The following is a 16070-nucleotide window of genomic DNA, read 5'->3' on the forward strand; positions in this document are numbered from 1 at the left end:
AATATAACTAAAACTAAAAGTAATCCTGATTTTTAGCGTGGTATTGGTCTGGATGCTTAAATAAGAATCGGTTTTTTGCAAGTTACCCGCCGGGAAATACCATGCGATATAATTCAAATGTTTAAGAGAAGCTATATATACTAACTGCAATATAATATTATAAAGAATAATTATACGCGAGATGTATTTGTGCTAATACAATTTCGTTTTCACTGAGGTGAGAATTAATGGCTAATGTAACTGAAAGTTATACTGACAACATTGACGAAGATCTTAACCAGCTTGTTATTTTCAACTTAGGTGTTGAAGAGTTTGGTGTCAACATCATGCAGGTACAGGAAATCATCCGCATGCCTGACATTACAAGAATACCAAGAGCTCCTGAATATGTAAAAGGTGTTATTAACCTGAGAGGTAAAATTATCGTAGTTATGGACCTCGACAGGCGTTTTGGAATGCAGGAAACAGAAATGACAGACGAATCAAGAATTGTGGTTGTTGACATTGAAGGAACAATAGTAGGACTTGTTGTTGATTCTGTGAGTGAGGTCATTCGCCTGAAAGGTTCTAACATAGAACAGACACCTGAGATCATTACACAGAAGATCAATGCCGAATACCTCAAAGGTGTCGGTAAGATGGATGACAGGTTACTTATTCTTCTTAATCTAGAGAATATTTTAACAGAGACTGCAGCGGCATAATTGCCTGCGGTATCTTCCTTTTTTCTATAACATTTTTACAGGCAACTACTGATGCCTGCTATTTTCAATCATGAAGAGATTATCGTTTGAGAGGAAATATAAATGAAAAAAATAAACTTTTACCTTCTTTTATTTGTTACTTTACTATCCATTCTGGGAGCAGGATGCATCAATGAACAGACAGAAGATGTGACTGCCAATGAAGCTAACGGGGAAAGTCATATTATCAGTACGAAAACCCAAACAGACACCATTTATCAGTTCTCAGTTATTGATGCACTCCTGGAAGGAGTATATGACGGGGAAATCAGTTGTGGAGAGCTGAAAGAGAACGGGGATTTCGGTCTTGGCACATTTGATAACCTTGACGGGGAAATGCTGGAACTTGATGGAGCCATTTACCAGATAAAAGTTGACGGCAATGTTTATGAAAAAGATGATACGGAAACATCGCCCTTTGCGGCTGTTACATTCTTTGAAGCAGATATTAAAGACAACATAAATACAGAAATGACCGGACAGGAACTTGCCTCATATATTGAGGAACTGCTTCCAAGTCAGAACCTGATGTATGCTGTTAAGGTCACAGGAAATTTCTCATACATGAAAACACGCAGTGTAGCTGCCCAGGAAAAACCATACCCAAGACTTGTTGATGTGACTAAGGATCAGTCTGTTTTTGAGTTAAATAATACTGAAGGTACAATTGTGGGATACTGGATGCCTGAATTTGTTGATGGCATTAATGTGCCCGGATACCACCTGCATTTCATAACAAGAGACAGGACAGCCGGAGGACACATACTGGATTATACTATAAGTTCAGGAACAATTGAAATTGACAGTTGTGATGGTTTCTATCTGGAACTGCCGGAAAACGAGAATTATCTGAGCACAGGTCTTTCAACAGATAATGAAGGAGACCTTGAAGAAGCAGAGAACTGATTTTCCTGCTTTAATGGAAGGGATATGTGAACATCGGTTCCTGTCCCGTCCTCACTTTCTATCCATATTTTTCCATTATGGCTCTCTACTATTACTTTACTTATATAAAGACCAAGACCATTTCCACCATAATTACGGGTTGAAGAACTGTCTATCTGGTGGAATTTGGTGAAAAGTGCAGGTATATCCTCTTCTGCAATACCAATACCAGTATCCCCTATGACAACATGTACCCTGTTCTCATCTACGGATGCAAAAAGAGTAATGTGACCGCCCTTAGGAGTGAACTTAATAGCATTATCTATCAAATTATGGAACACCTGTGGCAGATAAGTCCTGTCACCATCAATAGAACAGGAATCAAATGTAAAATCTGTCATCATTAACAGGTTTTTCTCATTGATAGAGTCAGTAGAAATATTCACGACCCTATTTAATGTAGAAATAAGGTCAATTTGCTCAAAGTTATATTTTACATCACCACTCTGATTGGTGCTCACAAACAGTAACGAATTAATGAGATCCTGTAACTTACGTGTCTTTATGACCACACGTTCTATGGCTTTCATCTGATTTTCATTCAATTCGCCAAGAGTACCGTCATAAAGAAGCTCACTGAATCCCTTTATTGATGTGAGTGGAGTATTCAGCTCATGTCTCAGATTGGACAGGAACTCGTCCTTGAGTTTATCAAGTGATTTCAATTCCTCATAAGCATGTTCCAGCTCGGTAGTTGACTTTTTAAGAGCCTCTTCTGTTTCTTTGCGTTCGGTGATATCACGAATGTGACTTACAGCCATCATTACATCACCTTTGGTATCATAGACCGGAAATATCCTGAAATCCCTTACCCTATGGTCACTGGGATCAGTGTGTTCAAATTCATTCATTGTGCCGGTTGAGAACACCGCTTTAATCGGGCAGGGTTCACATGGCATTAAAGATGGACTTAAGGATTCACAAACCTGCGGATGCAGATTATCCGGATTCTGAGGTTCGATTATGTCACCTTTCCAGTTACTTGTGACAATTCTCATATCACGGTCAACAACAAGAATCAAATCCTGAAGTGCATTGAAAGTGCTTGTGAGAAGCTCTTTCTGGTTTTCCAGTTCTTCTGCAAAGTTCTTGTTGGTAGTGATATCTGCTATAAGGCAGATGCCACCTTCTATAATGTTTTGCCGACCTCTAAGAGGCACATAATAAGAACGGAGATGTTTTTCATTGCCTGCTATACTGGCAGAATACTCGTTCTCATAGAATGAATGCTGATCCATAGAAGCACCAGCCAGCAATCTGTTAAGTGAATCATCATTTACAAAATCAAAGATTTCCGAACCCACAACATCTGCTTTTGGAATCTGAAAAATATTCATAAAACTCCTGTTGCAGTGAGTTATGATTCCTTTGCGATCAACAAAGATACCCAAGGGGGATGCATCAAATATAAGTCTGTATCTTTTCTCAGAATCAAGTAAGGCAACCTCAACTTTTTTCCTTTCAATGACCTTGCAAAGACGTGCAGTTATCATATTAAGTAATCTTTGCTCACTACTTAAAAAAGGACCAATTTCATGAAATGGAAGTTCTTTTTTATAGGAAACACGGATCATGCCAGCTTTGGCTCCATGTACTATAATCTCACTGGACAACGAATCTTTGCTTTTTTCATACCCTTCGGTATGATACTCATTACCGTCCAGAATTGCGCAAGCTTCTGCAAATTCAGGATACAGAAAAGCTGACGGTAATCTTTGGAGAATTCCTTTTAACAGAGATTCAGTAGGTACATGGAGATCAAAGAGATCAGAGATGCTGTAAATGCATTCAAGCTCTCGCTCTCTTTTTTCCAGTGTGTCCAGTTTTTCAGCGTCAATAATTGTCCGCACCACATTATAATTTAGTAATATATAATTGTATTATATATTTTTGCTATTAATAGATTTTGTTGCTTTCAAGATCATATAAATAAAAGGAAATGATTTGCCTTTATACCATCATATTAAATAGGTAGGAATCATAGGTGAGGTGCCTAAGATACCATTAGGCAAAACATGCTTGAACTACAGGTGAACAAATGTATTCTGACAGGATTAACTCATTGCCTCCATACCTATTTGCGACAATAGACGAGTCCAAGGCAGCGATTAGAGCCAAGGGAGTAGATGTTATCGACCTCGGAGTTGGCGACCCTGACCAGCCAACACCCGCACATATCGTAGAATCTATGTGTGAAGCTGTGCGCAACCCGGAAACACATACATATCCATCCTACACAGGAATGATGAGCTTCAGGAAAGCAGCCGCAGACTGGTGCAAAGAAAGTAGAGGACTTGAACTTGACCCTGCTTCTGAAGTACTTACGATGATCGGCTCTAAAGAAGGAGTTGCTCACATACCATTGGCGTTTATCAATCCGGGAGATGTGGCACTTTGTCCTGACCCTGCATACCCAGTATACAAAATTGGAACCCAGTTTGCAGGTGGAGAGCCTCACATTATGCCTCTAATGGCAGAGAACAACTTCCTTCCTGACTTTGATGCAATACCAAAGGACAAGCTTGAAAAAGCAAAGCTGATGTTCCTGAATTATCCTAACAATCCAACAGCAGCAGTCGCTGATAAAAAGTTCTTTGAAGAGGTTGTACAGTTTGCAAAGGATAATGACATAATTGTCATCCACGACAATGCATATTCTGAAATGACCTATGATGGCTATCAGGCACCAAGCTTCCTGAGTGTTGATGGTGCAATGGATGTGGGAATTGAGCTTTACTCACTGTCAAAAACATATAATATGACAGGATGGAGACTTGCATTTGCAGTCGGTAATAAGGACATAATTGCCGGTGTAGGTAAGGTAAAGTCAAACGTGGATTCCGGAGCTTTCGATGCTATCCAGATGGCAGGCATTACTGCACTTTCCAGTTCACAGCAGTGTGTTGCTGATATGAACACCATTTATGAAGAAAGAAGGGATGCACTCCTTAAGGGCCTAAATGAAGTTGGACTTGACGTAAAATCACCTAAAGCAACATTCTATGTATGGGCACCTGTTCCAGATGGATATGATTCCATGGGATTTGCAAAACTACTTCTTGAGGAAGCTGGCATTGTAGCAACACCAGGTGTTGGCTTTGGAACTTACGGCGAAGGTTATATCAGATTTGCACTTACACGCCCCGTTGACAGAATCAATGAAGCAGTGGAAAGGATGAGCAAATTGAATATCTGATATTCAGCCTTTTTCTTTCTTTTTTATTTTCTCATCTTTTCTTTCAGTTGCAGGTTTGTTCTGGTTTTTGTATTTAAATGAGCTGCAAAGACGTATCTGAAAATATATAGAAACCAATAATTTCAAGATGCAATATATATTTTAATTTTATTTATTTTTGTTTAAGAAAAATATGAACATGACTTCCTGAAATAACTACATTCCACCAATATACATGAGCAAGCTTCTAAGAAAGTATGCTTCCTAATACCATTAATACACACAACAGAGGATTGTTCAACACAGAAGCGATATACGAATTCCTGTATGAAGCCAGATACATCATCCTGCTTTACATAATAGGAGATTTCCTCACAACTTTTCATGCCATAAACAATGGATACGGGTTTGAGGAAAACGGTATTCTCTCAAGTATAATGGGAACCCACGGACTCTGGTCACTGCTAATTGTAAAACTGATGATCCTGACAGTAATCTACTGGAACTATTGTTCCATCAAGGCATCTGTCCATTCATACGCCAGAAATCTCTGGAATCTGTCTAGGACAGGAGTAAGCGTTTTCGGACTTGTGCTTGTGATCAACAATCTTATGGTAATTACTGTAAGATCAAGCCTGTTCGAGTGCCTGGGCCTCTTTTAATAAAGTCTGCTTGATATGAGTGGCCTTCATATTGATGACCATTTCAGCTATATCTGCACTGTATTCTGATATACGCTGGAAACTCTCTATTATTTTTCTCTGGCGCTCCCTTGAGAGACAGTAAGGATTGTCACTATCTTCAGACCTCTGGATTATCTTGTTTCCAAGCGCAATTGACATCCTGGAAGTCCTCATCACGTGATTTGCAAGGTCTGTATCAATACCCATAACCGAATTAAAAGAGTCCTGGAACAATTTCTGGGAAAGCAAGCCCATTTCAATGATATCAGCATTGTCCCCTTTTTCACCATCTATCTGGATTACACTGAGAGATATGTTCTGGACATGATCACCAATACGTTCCATGAGTTTTATGATTAAGCGATAACCCAGACAATCTTTGGTGTCTTTTATACCGATCTTGCCTGCAAGTGTTGAGTCATCTAAGGCTGCTTTTATTTGCCTGACACTTAAAAGGTAGAACTTGTCAACATCATTATCCCTATGAATGATATCCTTTGCAAGTTCCACATCAGCTTCTCTTAATGCCACAACGGAATCCTCCATCATAGACAAAATAATACGGTACATGCTCTGAAGGGATTTCTCAAGGGAAATATCCTGAAAATTCAGCAGATTCTGCATAATTATCTCTGTTCTGGTCTCCTCTACAATCTCAATACCTATAAGACGCCTGCGTGCAGATTCCTTCAGATACTTGCGCTCTGCAGCCGAGAAACCTCCTGGGGAAACGATTCTGATTATGTCGTAACCTACAAGATAATTTGCAACAAGAGACCTGAAGTTCTCTTCCTGGTCCTCAGATGCGATCATATCTACCTTTGAACGGACATTCTTTTTCAATTTACTCTGGTCTGAGCTAATGAGCAATGACCTGTCAGGTCTTGTTGTAAGAACCACAGTGTCGCCTGCAGTGAGTCCGCCTTCCCTTACCCACTCAATGGGAAGAGAAACAATATACGTAGAGCCACCTGTTAACTGGATCTTTCTTTTGTCTGCTATGTGAATCCTTCCTTTTATGATTTAAAGAATTGTCAGGTTACCCGATACCTGGCTTAATCTGGAGGTCATGCCATCATCATCAGTTAACAGAAGATCGATGGTTACATTATGATCGTTATACGGGTCAATTCCAATAGGCCTTACAACCATTCCCTGAAGGTCATAATCATAGAGAGTTGTTGTCCCGTTAGCTGAATCCTTCCAGATGGCCCATTTGTAACTGGTAATAAAACCATCAATATCGGTAGAATCCGAGGCATCTAATATCAGGTAGCTACTGGGACTCTGAGTTCCATTTCCATCTTGCAGATATTCAACTTTGAATTGTACTGCTGCCACTGGCATTGGAGGAGTGAAAACTTCCCTGAAAACGTTGATGTATGAAGTAATAAGTTCAACCCTGACAGGATCTCTTTCAGAAGGAGAATTACCAGGATATGATACGAAATTCAGTGAATATGAGATATTATAATTTGATGTATTGGTGAGATTTCCGCCTGAATTGTTACCCAGGAATGTAATTTGTCGTTTCTCATCATCCATTGTAATGTTGCCGGTTTCGATGCAATTTGTTCCGTTTACATAAGTGAGATTAAAATCGTATTCATATTCACCATAAGCATCCCATGGATGTTTTTTGAGGGAATATTTGAAGTCAGTACTGTTATTAGACCATGCAGAAGTGTCAATTATTTCAGTTCCCTGAACATCTATATCAGAGAAATTTAGATGAACTGTCTTGCTTTTAGTAGCAGGAACCTTCAACCTATGATTTGCATTATAAACAGCTGGATATCCGTTGTATGTATCGAATTCATCAGAGGAATCATCTTCATACGCCCGATAATATAGGAAATATCCATCATTAATCCGTATTGCAGAAATGTAGGAATCCTGCGTATTGAGATTAAGTATTTTCAGGTCAATGGATTCCCAGTTTGAACCATCCCCAACCGGATCGATAGAAACGATTTTGAGGTTTTCATTCTCAACTGCCTGCTGATGACTTTCAAGATCCATTGCCTGTTTTTCGGTAGTAGATATCATGTAGGCAACACTGGAGGCAGCAATAATGGTAATCAGTATCAATAACAGGGTGCCAAATATAACAGTAACACCAGAATCGTCGTTAAAAAACGCTTTCACATCGTTGCCAGCCATCTTTGATGAGAAGTGTATTACCGATTATATACTTTATTTCTGTAATATATATAGTACCCAATAGTCTATAGATTTGTGGATTTTATTCCAAAACCATTTAAGCAATGATTACTTTAAGGGTTTTGATGGTGCTGACTAGCTTTGGTTTAAAAAACGTACCTACCAATGTGGTACTATTAGTAGAAGAAGACATAGGAGATGTAAAAGGTGTCTTTTTCCGCAAAATTACTTCTGATGCTTTAAAATCTGGAAAAAAAGTATTTTACATATCTACCAGAAACTCAGAAAGCGACCTGAAAGATGAAATGAACAGGTTTGAATCTTTTGCAAAACCTGAGCTTTTAACAGTAATAGGTAACTTTTCAGACCACATTGCTTTACTGGACATGTGCTACAAACGTCACAGGCTTTACAGCAGGCTTCACGGAGAGGACAATGGATCACTTCTGCACAACATAAGTGAAGCTGATGTCTGCATCATTGACACGTTCGCCGCACTTTTCGTTCATGAAGACACAGAAGTCATATCCGAGACCATTGAAGCACTTATCAGTATCAGCAGGAAGGAAAATATCACATTCCTGCTTTCAGCAGATATGGGTATACTACCCGAAAGAGCTGAGAAGATAATCCGATCCATGGTTGATGGTGTTATCCAGTTCAGAACCGAGTACCTGGCTGGAAAAATTAACAGATTCATCAATATCCCTAAAATGAAAGGCAGCATTCCACTGAACAAAATGATCGCATATAATGTAACCAGTCAGGGAATCACCATGGATATGAGAGAAAGGGTTGGTTAGTCTAAATAATCAATACTCTTTTTGATTTATTTTATTTTTAATTTTTGAGAGCGGAAAAGAAGGAGATCAATCTCCTCCTCCATTCACAATTATTGTTGCAGTGCCCTTCGATTCACCGGCAGTTGCCGTAACTATGTAAGTTCCTGAATCTGAACCCGGCATAGGGGATACAGTGACTGTACCATCTTCTTCTGTCATAGAACTTGTAATCTCACCTGAAGGCGTTATTGTCATCTTGACAAATGTACCAGCAGCAGGATTTCCATCCATATCTGTTACGTTAAATATGATTGGATTCTGTAATGGAAGACCACCCATCATAACCTCCTGCGCATCACCGGAAGCCACAGTTACCATATATGAAGTACCTACACCTGCTGGCAACAGCAATGTAACACATGCAACATAACTCAGAGCTATCAATATAGCAGAATGTTTGAACCCATGCTTGATCTCACCTTCAGTAATCTGCCCGACTATAAGCCCACCAAAGAGAGCATTGAGTATGATCATATGTAAAAAACCTCTCTCAAAGTCAATATCCGAAAGACCGGCACCACCAAGCATCTCCATACCAACCCCCTGAATCAGAGGTAACAGGGATGTTGAAAGAATGTAGGTCAACATTACGATAATACCCTGTGCAAGATAAAAAATTACAATATATTGCTTCAGGTTTGCTTCCTTTTCTCTCTGGATAGCAATCACAGACCTCATATCCTCTGAAGTTCGGAACAACAGGTCAGCCACATTACCACCAGTGTAGGCAGCCTGAACAACTACATCTATATACCTGGCAACAAGGCGACTATTCATTGAATCTGACATCTTGTGCATGGATTCATCAAAGGACTTACCAAGCACCATCGATGATGCTGCATCCTGTGCATGACTGCTGATAGCTCCCAGATTTGTCTTTGAGAGATTGATGAAACCTTTTACAGGATCAATTCCTCCACGCATGAGCTCAGAAAGCTTGTACAGAAATTCACTAAAAGCAACTTCCCTTTTTTGTAGTTTCCGTTTTTCAAGGAACGAATCAATGGAATATGGAATTATAGCTACCAGTACAGCAAATACCATAATGTGATCAAGATCATCCTTCGGTTTTTCTTCCTCAGTTTCTGGCTCTGCCACCTCCTCTTCGGTAGCTACCACTTCACCTCTTTCGGCAGCCTCTGCAGCTTCCATTTCAGCCACAAGTGCCTCATATGCTGCTTTTCGTGCATCTGCTTCCTCACTTACAGCACCTCCAGCTGCGGCTTCATCTGTGACAAATGAATGACCTGTAAATAAAGCCATAACCACGATCATTAATGCAATAAATACAGGTATTCCTAATGTGAGATATTCACGTTTGATATCATAACGTATAGTCAGCATCTGAACATAGCGCTGCGCTGTCAGACGATATTTTTCAATATTCATAGAGTACTCCTTGAATATTTCATCCATAAAAGAATCAGGAAAACGATGTTTATGAAAGGTAACATGAAGTAAATAAAGAACTGGAACATCTGTTTAGCTGTAAAAGGTCCGAGATCAATTCCAAGAGCACTTGTGACCACGATCATCAGAACTACAAGTACTACACTCATAACAACGCCACTCAGGTAGCCTTCACCATAAACTCCCAGAGAATCTACGAACTCCTGCTGCATTTGTCTTCTCATGTCCATGAGTTCCCTTGACTTCATCTCGAGATAGGTACGTAATCCACCACCGGATTGCATTGCATTTGCAAGGTCAATGCATATTGCCCTTAGAGATTCTGAAGACGTGTTGCGTATCAGGTGATTCATGGCACTTACACCATCCTCACCAAGTACATCCACACGGTACATTACTTTACCAAATTCGACAGAAACATCACCATAGTCCTCAATCGCAACTTTCCTTATGACATCCATAGGGGAAGAACCTGAACTTGCAAGTATAGTCATGTATCCAAGAGTGAAAGGCAGCTCCTGCTCGATATTCATGTTCTTGTTAGATACCTTGTTGTAAAGCATGAATGGAAAACCGCTTACAGTCAATCCAAATGTGAGGAAAGTGAGAACGGATATATAAACAAGTGGAGATGATGATTTTGTAAAAAGCAAAAGGGACAATATAAACACGATCCCTGAAGCCAGGCCAGCAGTAACCAGTGCAAGAGACATGAACATACCAGGAGTAAGTACCATGTCTGCCTGGTAAAGAGACTTAGCTATGTCATCCTGTGGTTTTTTATCTATGTGTTTACCAAAGACATAACAGAACATCTTATATTTTTCAACATACCTGTTAGTAGGCCCATCATTGAATGCCTGATGGACGTTGACATTCTGGGTCTTGACCATTTAATGCGTCATCTCCAGCATCTCATCTTTTTCTCGTGAATACCTTCTAATGGCTCTGGCTACATCCTCATATTCAGTAATTCCATCCCGTGCAAGAGCTTCCAGATACTTTGCCCGGAGGTCCATTTCCCGTATCAGCTCACTCTGATCAATACCAAATTCCTCGTTGATATCATCAAACATGGCACTGCTGCCACTGTATTCATATTCATCTGTGATAGGATTCCATTTGAATACAGGGTTTGTAATAAGGTCTCCACGCTCCGGGTCAAGCTCCACTATCTCAACGATCCTTAAAGCACGCCTGAGGAAATGTTCGCCCACTTTTATCATAGAATTGAAAATAACCATGTCGACACTGGCAAAGAGATTCCTTGGAACGTTCATCGGTTCTGATTCAACCCTGGAAAGTAGTTCCTGTATAGAACCTGCGTGTATTGTCCCCATACATGGGTGACCTACGGAAATTGCCTGGAAAAGCGTACCGGCTTCAGCACCACGAACCTCACCAACTACTATGTATTCTGGCCTTTGCCTCAAAGCAGCCTTCAGGAGATCGAAAAGTTCGATGTCTCCTGCGGATTTACCTCCCTCACCTCCACCAAAACCAGCTCTTGTGATAGACTGTGTCCAGTTAGGATGCATGAGGTTCATTTCGGCAGTATCTTCAATAGATACGATCTTGTATTCCGGTGGAATAAATGCACCCAGAGCGTTCAGGGTGGTGGTCTTTCCAGAAGCGGTTCCGCCGGCTGCTAATACGGAACGTTTATACTCCACCATGAGCCAGAAATATGCAAGGACGGTTGAATCATATGTTTTGTAGTTCATCAGATCAATACATGAAACCGGATTGGATCTGAAACGCCTGATGGTGAATGTGGAACCTCTTTTTGTAACCTCTTTTCCAAGTGTTAGGTTTGCACGGCTCCCATCCACCAGTGTTGCATCCCTGATAGGCTCCAGTACCGAAATATGCCTGCCTGCCGCCTGTGCCATCCTCATGACGAAATTGTTGAGCTCGATCTCTTCATAGACAACATCAGTTGCCACGGAACCGTATACCCTGTGGTTGATGTAAAGAGGAGTATATGGACCGTTACATGTGATATCCTCAATATAAGGATCTTTCATCAGGAGGTCCATCCTATCAAATCCCATGTACTTTTTGTGAAGATAATAGAAGAATTTGTCTTTCTGAGTTTCAGTGAGCTTCAGACGGTAAATATCAACAATGAGATTGAACCTGTCCCTCAGAGCCTCAGCACGATCTTCCTCCTCTACAAGAAGAATCTCTGAGTGTGCCATTTTATCAAAGGCATTCTGTATAATGAACATTGCTTCTTTTTCAGATTCACTTAAAGGAGGCTCAAGGCAAGTATATTGAAGTGACTCTCCTGTGAATTCAACATGAACATACTGGAATCCATAAGTAACTTCATAGGTGATGCTAATTTCTTTTTGTGGAACTCCGGGAACAGGAATTGATATCTCATCAACAATGAACTCCATCTCTTCGATTATTTCGGGTTTTGGAGTTATTATCTGTTCTATCTTTTTGAGAAGTAAAGAAAACTGAGAATCTTCAGCCAATTCTTGTCCCTGTTTATCTACGGATGTGATAGTATTGCTATCTTCGTTTTCTGAATTGTTTTTCTTTTTTTTGCCAAACTTCAGATTCAATTTTGACTCTGATTTCTTTTTTGCAGGTTTTGAGCTTTGTTCCCCATCCTCAGCTTCTGCAGTGCTTAGACTGTCTTTTTTAGAGGATTTCTTTGACTTCTTTTCCTTTTTGCCTTTTCTGAAACTAAATTTTTTCTTTTTCACGGCTTTGTCTTTGGGAACAGAGGCTTCAGAATCCTCGACAATAATCTCAGGTTCTGGTTCCAAAGGGATGGAATTAATGTCTTCTTCACCATTAAGGAAGAAATCCCCAGATGAATCCTGATTATCTATAATTTCATTCTCATCTGAAAAAGGAATTATTTCCTCTTCACTGATATGCCCATTACCGGAAAACTCATCATCATCTACTGATTCAATTGTTTTATCTGGCAGATCTGGTACGTGTTTATCATCAGAAACTGATTTTATGTCAGCTGCCACTTCACCTGATCCAGATGATGATTTCTTTTTACTGAACCTTGAACGCAGTTGAAGTTTAGCCAATTCTGCGCCTCCTCAACAGAAGCCTAGTACCAAGATTGATGAACATAACTATGCCAATCAATACTAAAGCTGCAGCAAACCCTTCACCCTGGTCCACCATTGTAGGATAATGATATGAATTGTAGATGGTTATAGGAAGCGTTGCAAGCAGAGCCTGGAAAGGATATACCTTCACACCATAGACAAGCGCTTCATTTGGTACTATTTTGAATGAAAGCATGTGAATTGAGTAGCCAGCTGTCATAATAACAATTGCAGATTCTTCAGCTGCACGACCGATTCCAAGAACGATACCTGTTATTATGCCTGACAGAGCAAATGGCAGGGTAATCTTTGTTATAGTCTCCCATTTATTAGCTCCAAGTGCATAACTTGCTTCTTCCAGCTCCTTTGGCACCCTGTCAATAGCCTGCTCAGCTGCCCTTTCAATAACTGGGAGGATTAACAGGGAAAGAGCAATTGAGCCTGATATCAACGAAAAGCCTCCTGTATAGTACCTGAGATAGAAAACAAGAATCAAAATACCCAATGCACCCAGAACGATGGATGGAGTACCTGAAATCACTTCTACACAAAAATCAACTAGTTTGATGAAAGGACGATTTTTTGCATAGCGTTTCATATAGACTGCAAGACCGACTGCTAGAGGAGATGCAATTGCTGTTGCAAAAACCGAAAGGACAAACGTACCTGCTATCGAATTACCGATCCCACCTCCAATACCTGGAGTTTCATTTTCAGATGTCAGCAGGAAATACCAATTAATGTATGGAATACCGGCCCAGGCAATTTTCCCCATAATAACTATCAATATCAACCCTGAAATGATTCCGGCCAGATAGCTAATTCCCTTAAAGATATTTTCTTCAAGCCTTCGACGATCCATATGATCCACTCATTAGTTTTATTATAATAACAAAGAATATTTCCATTCCAAAAAGCAAAGCTGCGATTGCAAATAGGGCACTGACAGCTTCGTCATTGTTGAAGTTTGAACCAAGATCACCGAGTATAAGACTTGTCATTGCAGTACCCGAATCAAGGATAGAAACAGGAGCTGTTGCTGACCCACCATACAGCATGAGCACAGCCATTGTTTCACCCATGGCTCGCATGGCACCCAATATCACAGATGCAGTTATCCCACCTTTTGCAGCAGGCAATACAACATTTTTGATCGTTTCCCATTTGGTGGCACCAAGGGAAAAAGAAGCATCCCTGTAATCTTTCGAGACCATGCGTATAGCATCCTGTGAAAGTGTAACGATCGTTGGCAGAACCATCACCGCAAGCACTGTGGAAGCCAGCAACAGACTAAAACCATCATTGGGATTATTATCACGGAATATTGGAAGGAAAACTCCCAGAGTACCATTCAGGAACGGATCGATATGATGACGGAAAATATCCTCCAGTATGAAAAATCCAAATATCCCGTACACCACTGATGGAATCCCTACTAGGAGCTCGATCAAAGGACGCAGTATTGACTCTATTCTCTTTGATGCAAACTCTGTGAGAAAAATTGCTGCAAAAAGTCCTAGTGGGACTGAAATCAGAAGCGTAAGAACTGTCAGGTAAATTGTACTGAGGGCATAATTCCAGATTCCATAGGCACTTGCACCATAGTTCCACCTAGTTCCGGTTATAAAATCTAGCAGACCCACTTTTAATAAAACAGGAGAAGCCACATAGAAAACATATATTATGATAAACAACATCAGGAAAAGTGTCATTCCTGCTATTGCAGAGAAGAAGAGATTATCGGCATTTTTAAATTTAAAATTATTGGACAATCCAGCTGTTTCCAGAAGCTTTGTATTCAGTCTTTCAATAAATTGTTGCATCGTTTTCCTCAAAAATAAATAAATCAAAAAAAAGGTCTGCACTGTGCAGACCTAAACATTAAATATTTTTAGTTGTGTTTATACAAGGTCAACCATTGCGAAGTAACCTGCATCCTCGTAGTAGTTTGCGTTGGATGGGTTCTTTGCAAAGTCGATGAAGGACTGTGCGATTGCAGATGGGTTACCAAGGGTGATAAGGTTGAGTGGTCTTGTCATTCCAGCTGGGAATGGTGAAGTCTCACCGTTGATTGCAGCAACTACATTGTCAGAGTCTGCAGCTTCAGCATTTGTACAGTCGACACCAATGATTGTAAGACCATATTTCTGTGCGAATCCGTAGTCGACAAAACCGATTGAACCATCGTGACCTGCAATATATTCAGCTACAGCTGCATTGCCGTCAAGTTCCTTAGCCTGGATGTCATCAGATTCCATAATATCATCATCAAGACCGATGTATGAACAGAGTGTGTCCTGTGTTCCACTGTCACCGGTTCTCTTTACAACTGTGTATGTACCAGCTACTGTATTAAGACCTGGGAGAGTAGTTACTGTTTCACCTGCTCTGGCACCATTAGTAGAATCATTATACAAAGCAAGAACATCTGCACCTGTCATGTTAAGGTCAGTCATGACATCACCTGAAGCATTGTTCATAACCATAACTACTGCACTTGCACCAATCTGGTGTGCCTGAAGGTCTGGGTATTTTGCAAGTTCTTCTGGCTCAATGTCCCTGGATGCTGCACCGATGTCTACAAGACCCATACCTGCTGAAGCAACACCAGTTCCTGAGGAAGAGGATGCTACATCTACGCTTACACCTGCATGGGATTTCATGTATTCTTCTGAAAGAGCGAGGGATACTGGGTATACAGTTGAGCTACCGCCGATGAAAATCTCGACAGAGGAGGACTGTGCTGCATCGCCTGCGCTTGCACTGTCAGATACTTCGTTTGAGAATGATCCCATGATTGTTCCTACAGCTGCTGCACCAGCGATTGCTACCACTACTAAGACGAGGGTTGCAACGATAGGTGAAACACCAGCTTCATTGTTGAAAAGTTTCTTAAACATATTTATCGTACACCAATTTGTTTTATGTTCCTATTCAGAGTGGGTTTTAATCACTCTGGCACCTAATTGGAGTGAGAATATATAATGCTTCTACAAGTAATGTATATAGTACAATTATCAATA

The 16070-nt window shown here is 40.4% G+C and carries 14 protein-coding genes; 5 read left to right on the top strand and 9 right to left on the bottom strand.

Features of this window, described 5'->3' with window-relative positions:
- The first annotated feature begins 227 nt into the window (after positions 1-227).
- Together FKV42_RS07210 and budA are read left to right on the top strand one after the other, a co-directional pair.
- Entirely contained in the window at positions 228-704 is a 477-nt protein-coding gene (locus FKV42_RS07210) for a chemotaxis protein CheW (RefSeq protein ID WP_154809573.1), read from the top strand.
- 102 nt (positions 705-806) lie between these two features.
- Positions 807-1649: an acetolactate decarboxylase gene (budA, locus tag FKV42_RS07215; protein WP_154809574.1), complete on the top strand. Its 843-nt coding sequence runs from the start codon at positions 807-809 to the stop codon at positions 1647-1649.
- Here the strand turns inward: budA and FKV42_RS07220 are convergent.
- Entirely contained in the window at positions 1589-3541 is a 1953-nt protein-coding gene (locus tag FKV42_RS07220; protein WP_154809575.1) for a sensor histidine kinase, read from the bottom strand. The genes budA and FKV42_RS07220 overlap by 61 nt on opposite strands.
- 185 nt (positions 3542-3726) lie before the next feature.
- Here FKV42_RS07220 and FKV42_RS07225 point away from each other — a divergent pair, with 185 nt between their 5' ends.
- Together FKV42_RS07225 and FKV42_RS07230 are read left to right on the top strand one after the other, a co-directional pair.
- Entirely contained in the window at positions 3727-4884 is a 1158-nt protein-coding gene (locus tag FKV42_RS07225) for an LL-diaminopimelate aminotransferase (RefSeq protein ID WP_154809576.1), read from the top strand.
- Between the two features lie 236 nt (positions 4885-5120).
- A complete protein-coding gene (locus FKV42_RS07230; RefSeq protein WP_154809577.1) occupies positions 5121-5525 on the top strand; it encodes a hypothetical protein in 405 nt (134 codons plus the stop codon).
- Here FKV42_RS07230 and FKV42_RS07235 read toward each other — a convergent pair.
- Together FKV42_RS07235 and FKV42_RS07240 are read right to left on the bottom strand one after the other, a co-directional pair.
- Entirely contained in the window at positions 5493-6569 is a 1077-nt protein-coding gene (locus FKV42_RS07235) for a phosphate uptake regulator PhoU (protein ID WP_328287516.1), read from the bottom strand. The two genes, FKV42_RS07230 and FKV42_RS07235, sit on opposite strands and share 33 nt — an antisense overlap.
- The gene (locus FKV42_RS07240; RefSeq protein WP_154809579.1) at positions 6570-7709 is read right to left on the bottom strand and encodes a hypothetical protein; all 1140 of its coding nucleotides are present in this window, start codon (positions 7707-7709) and stop codon (positions 6570-6572) included. It abuts the gene before it with no gap.
- A 125-nt stretch (positions 7710-7834) separates the two neighbouring features.
- Between FKV42_RS07240 and FKV42_RS07245 the strand changes: the two genes are divergently transcribed.
- A complete protein-coding gene (locus tag FKV42_RS07245; RefSeq protein WP_196214082.1) occupies positions 7835-8512 on the top strand; it encodes an RAD55 family ATPase in 678 nt (225 codons plus the stop codon).
- 66 nt (positions 8513-8578) lie between these two features.
- Here the strand turns inward: FKV42_RS07245 and FKV42_RS07250 are convergent, their stop codons facing one another.
- The 6 genes from FKV42_RS07250 to FKV42_RS07275 all read right to left on the bottom strand — a co-directional run bounded on the left by FKV42_RS07250 (position 8579) and on the right by FKV42_RS07275 (position 15947).
- Positions 8579-9940 carry a type II secretion system F family protein gene (locus tag FKV42_RS07250; RefSeq protein WP_154809581.1) on the bottom strand — a complete coding sequence of 454 codons (1362 nt, stop codon included), beginning with the start codon at positions 9938-9940 and terminating at the stop codon, positions 8579-8581.
- Positions 9937-10854 carry a type II secretion system F family protein gene (locus FKV42_RS07255; protein ID WP_154809582.1) on the bottom strand — a complete coding sequence of 306 codons (918 nt, stop codon included), beginning with the start codon at positions 10852-10854 and terminating at the stop codon, positions 9937-9939. The genes FKV42_RS07250 and FKV42_RS07255 overlap by 4 nt, the downstream gene beginning before the upstream one ends.
- A complete protein-coding gene (locus FKV42_RS07260; protein ID WP_154809583.1) occupies positions 10855-13023 on the bottom strand; it encodes a type II/IV secretion system ATPase subunit in 2169 nt (722 codons plus the stop codon).
- On the bottom strand, positions 13016-13909 hold the full coding sequence (gene pstA / locus FKV42_RS07265; protein WP_154809584.1) for a phosphate ABC transporter permease PstA: 894 nt from the start codon (positions 13907-13909) through the stop codon (positions 13016-13018). The genes FKV42_RS07260 and pstA overlap by 8 nt, the downstream gene beginning before the upstream one ends.
- Positions 13890-14870, bottom strand: coding sequence for a phosphate ABC transporter permease subunit PstC (gene pstC, locus FKV42_RS07270; RefSeq protein ID WP_154809585.1), 981 nt, complete (start codon positions 14868-14870; stop codon positions 13890-13892). Before pstC ends, pstA begins: the two co-directional genes overlap by 20 nt.
- Positions 14871-14948: 78 nt before the next feature.
- Positions 14949-15947 carry a substrate-binding domain-containing protein gene (locus tag FKV42_RS07275; RefSeq protein ID WP_154809586.1) on the bottom strand — a complete coding sequence of 333 codons (999 nt, stop codon included), beginning with the start codon at positions 15945-15947 and terminating at the stop codon, positions 14949-14951.
- Between the last annotated feature and the right edge of the window lie 123 nt (positions 15948-16070).

The sequence above is a fragment of the Methanolobus vulcani genome (genome assembly GCF_006546655.1).
GTDB lineage: Archaea > Halobacteriota > Methanosarcinia > Methanosarcinales > Methanosarcinaceae > Methanolobus > Methanolobus vulcani_A.

Excerpts from the sequence above, each read along its gene's own strand:
- FKV42_RS07245 (WP_196214082.1), top strand. The coding sequence starts at position 7,835 with ATGGTGCTGACTAGCTTTGGTTTAAAAAACGTACCTACCAATGTGGTA.
- pstC (WP_154809585.1), bottom strand. The coding sequence starts at position 14,870 with ATGCAACAATTTATTGAAAGACTGAATACAAAGCTTCTGGAAACAGCT.
- budA (WP_154809574.1), top strand. The coding sequence starts at position 807 with ATGAAAAAAATAAACTTTTACCTTCTTTTATTTGTTACTTTACTATCC.
- FKV42_RS07250 (WP_154809581.1), bottom strand. The coding sequence starts at position 9,940 with ATGAATATTGAAAAATATCGTCTGACAGCGCAGCGCTATGTTCAGATG.
- FKV42_RS07275 (WP_154809586.1), bottom strand. The coding sequence starts at position 15,947 with ATGTTTAAGAAACTTTTCAACAATGAAGCTGGTGTTTCACCTATCGTT.
- FKV42_RS07225 (WP_154809576.1), top strand. The coding sequence starts at position 3,727 with ATGTATTCTGACAGGATTAACTCATTGCCTCCATACCTATTTGCGACA.
- FKV42_RS07210 (WP_154809573.1), top strand. The coding sequence starts at position 228 with ATGGCTAATGTAACTGAAAGTTATACTGACAACATTGACGAAGATCTT.
- FKV42_RS07230 (WP_154809577.1), top strand. The coding sequence starts at position 5,121 with ATGCTTCCTAATACCATTAATACACACAACAGAGGATTGTTCAACACA.
- FKV42_RS07240 (WP_154809579.1), bottom strand. The coding sequence starts at position 7,709 with ATGGCTGGCAACGATGTGAAAGCGTTTTTTAACGACGATTCTGGTGTT.
- pstA (WP_154809584.1), bottom strand. The coding sequence starts at position 13,909 with ATGGATCGTCGAAGGCTTGAAGAAAATATCTTTAAGGGAATTAGCTAT.
- FKV42_RS07255 (WP_154809582.1), bottom strand. The coding sequence starts at position 10,854 with ATGGTCAAGACCCAGAATGTCAACGTCCATCAGGCATTCAATGATGGG.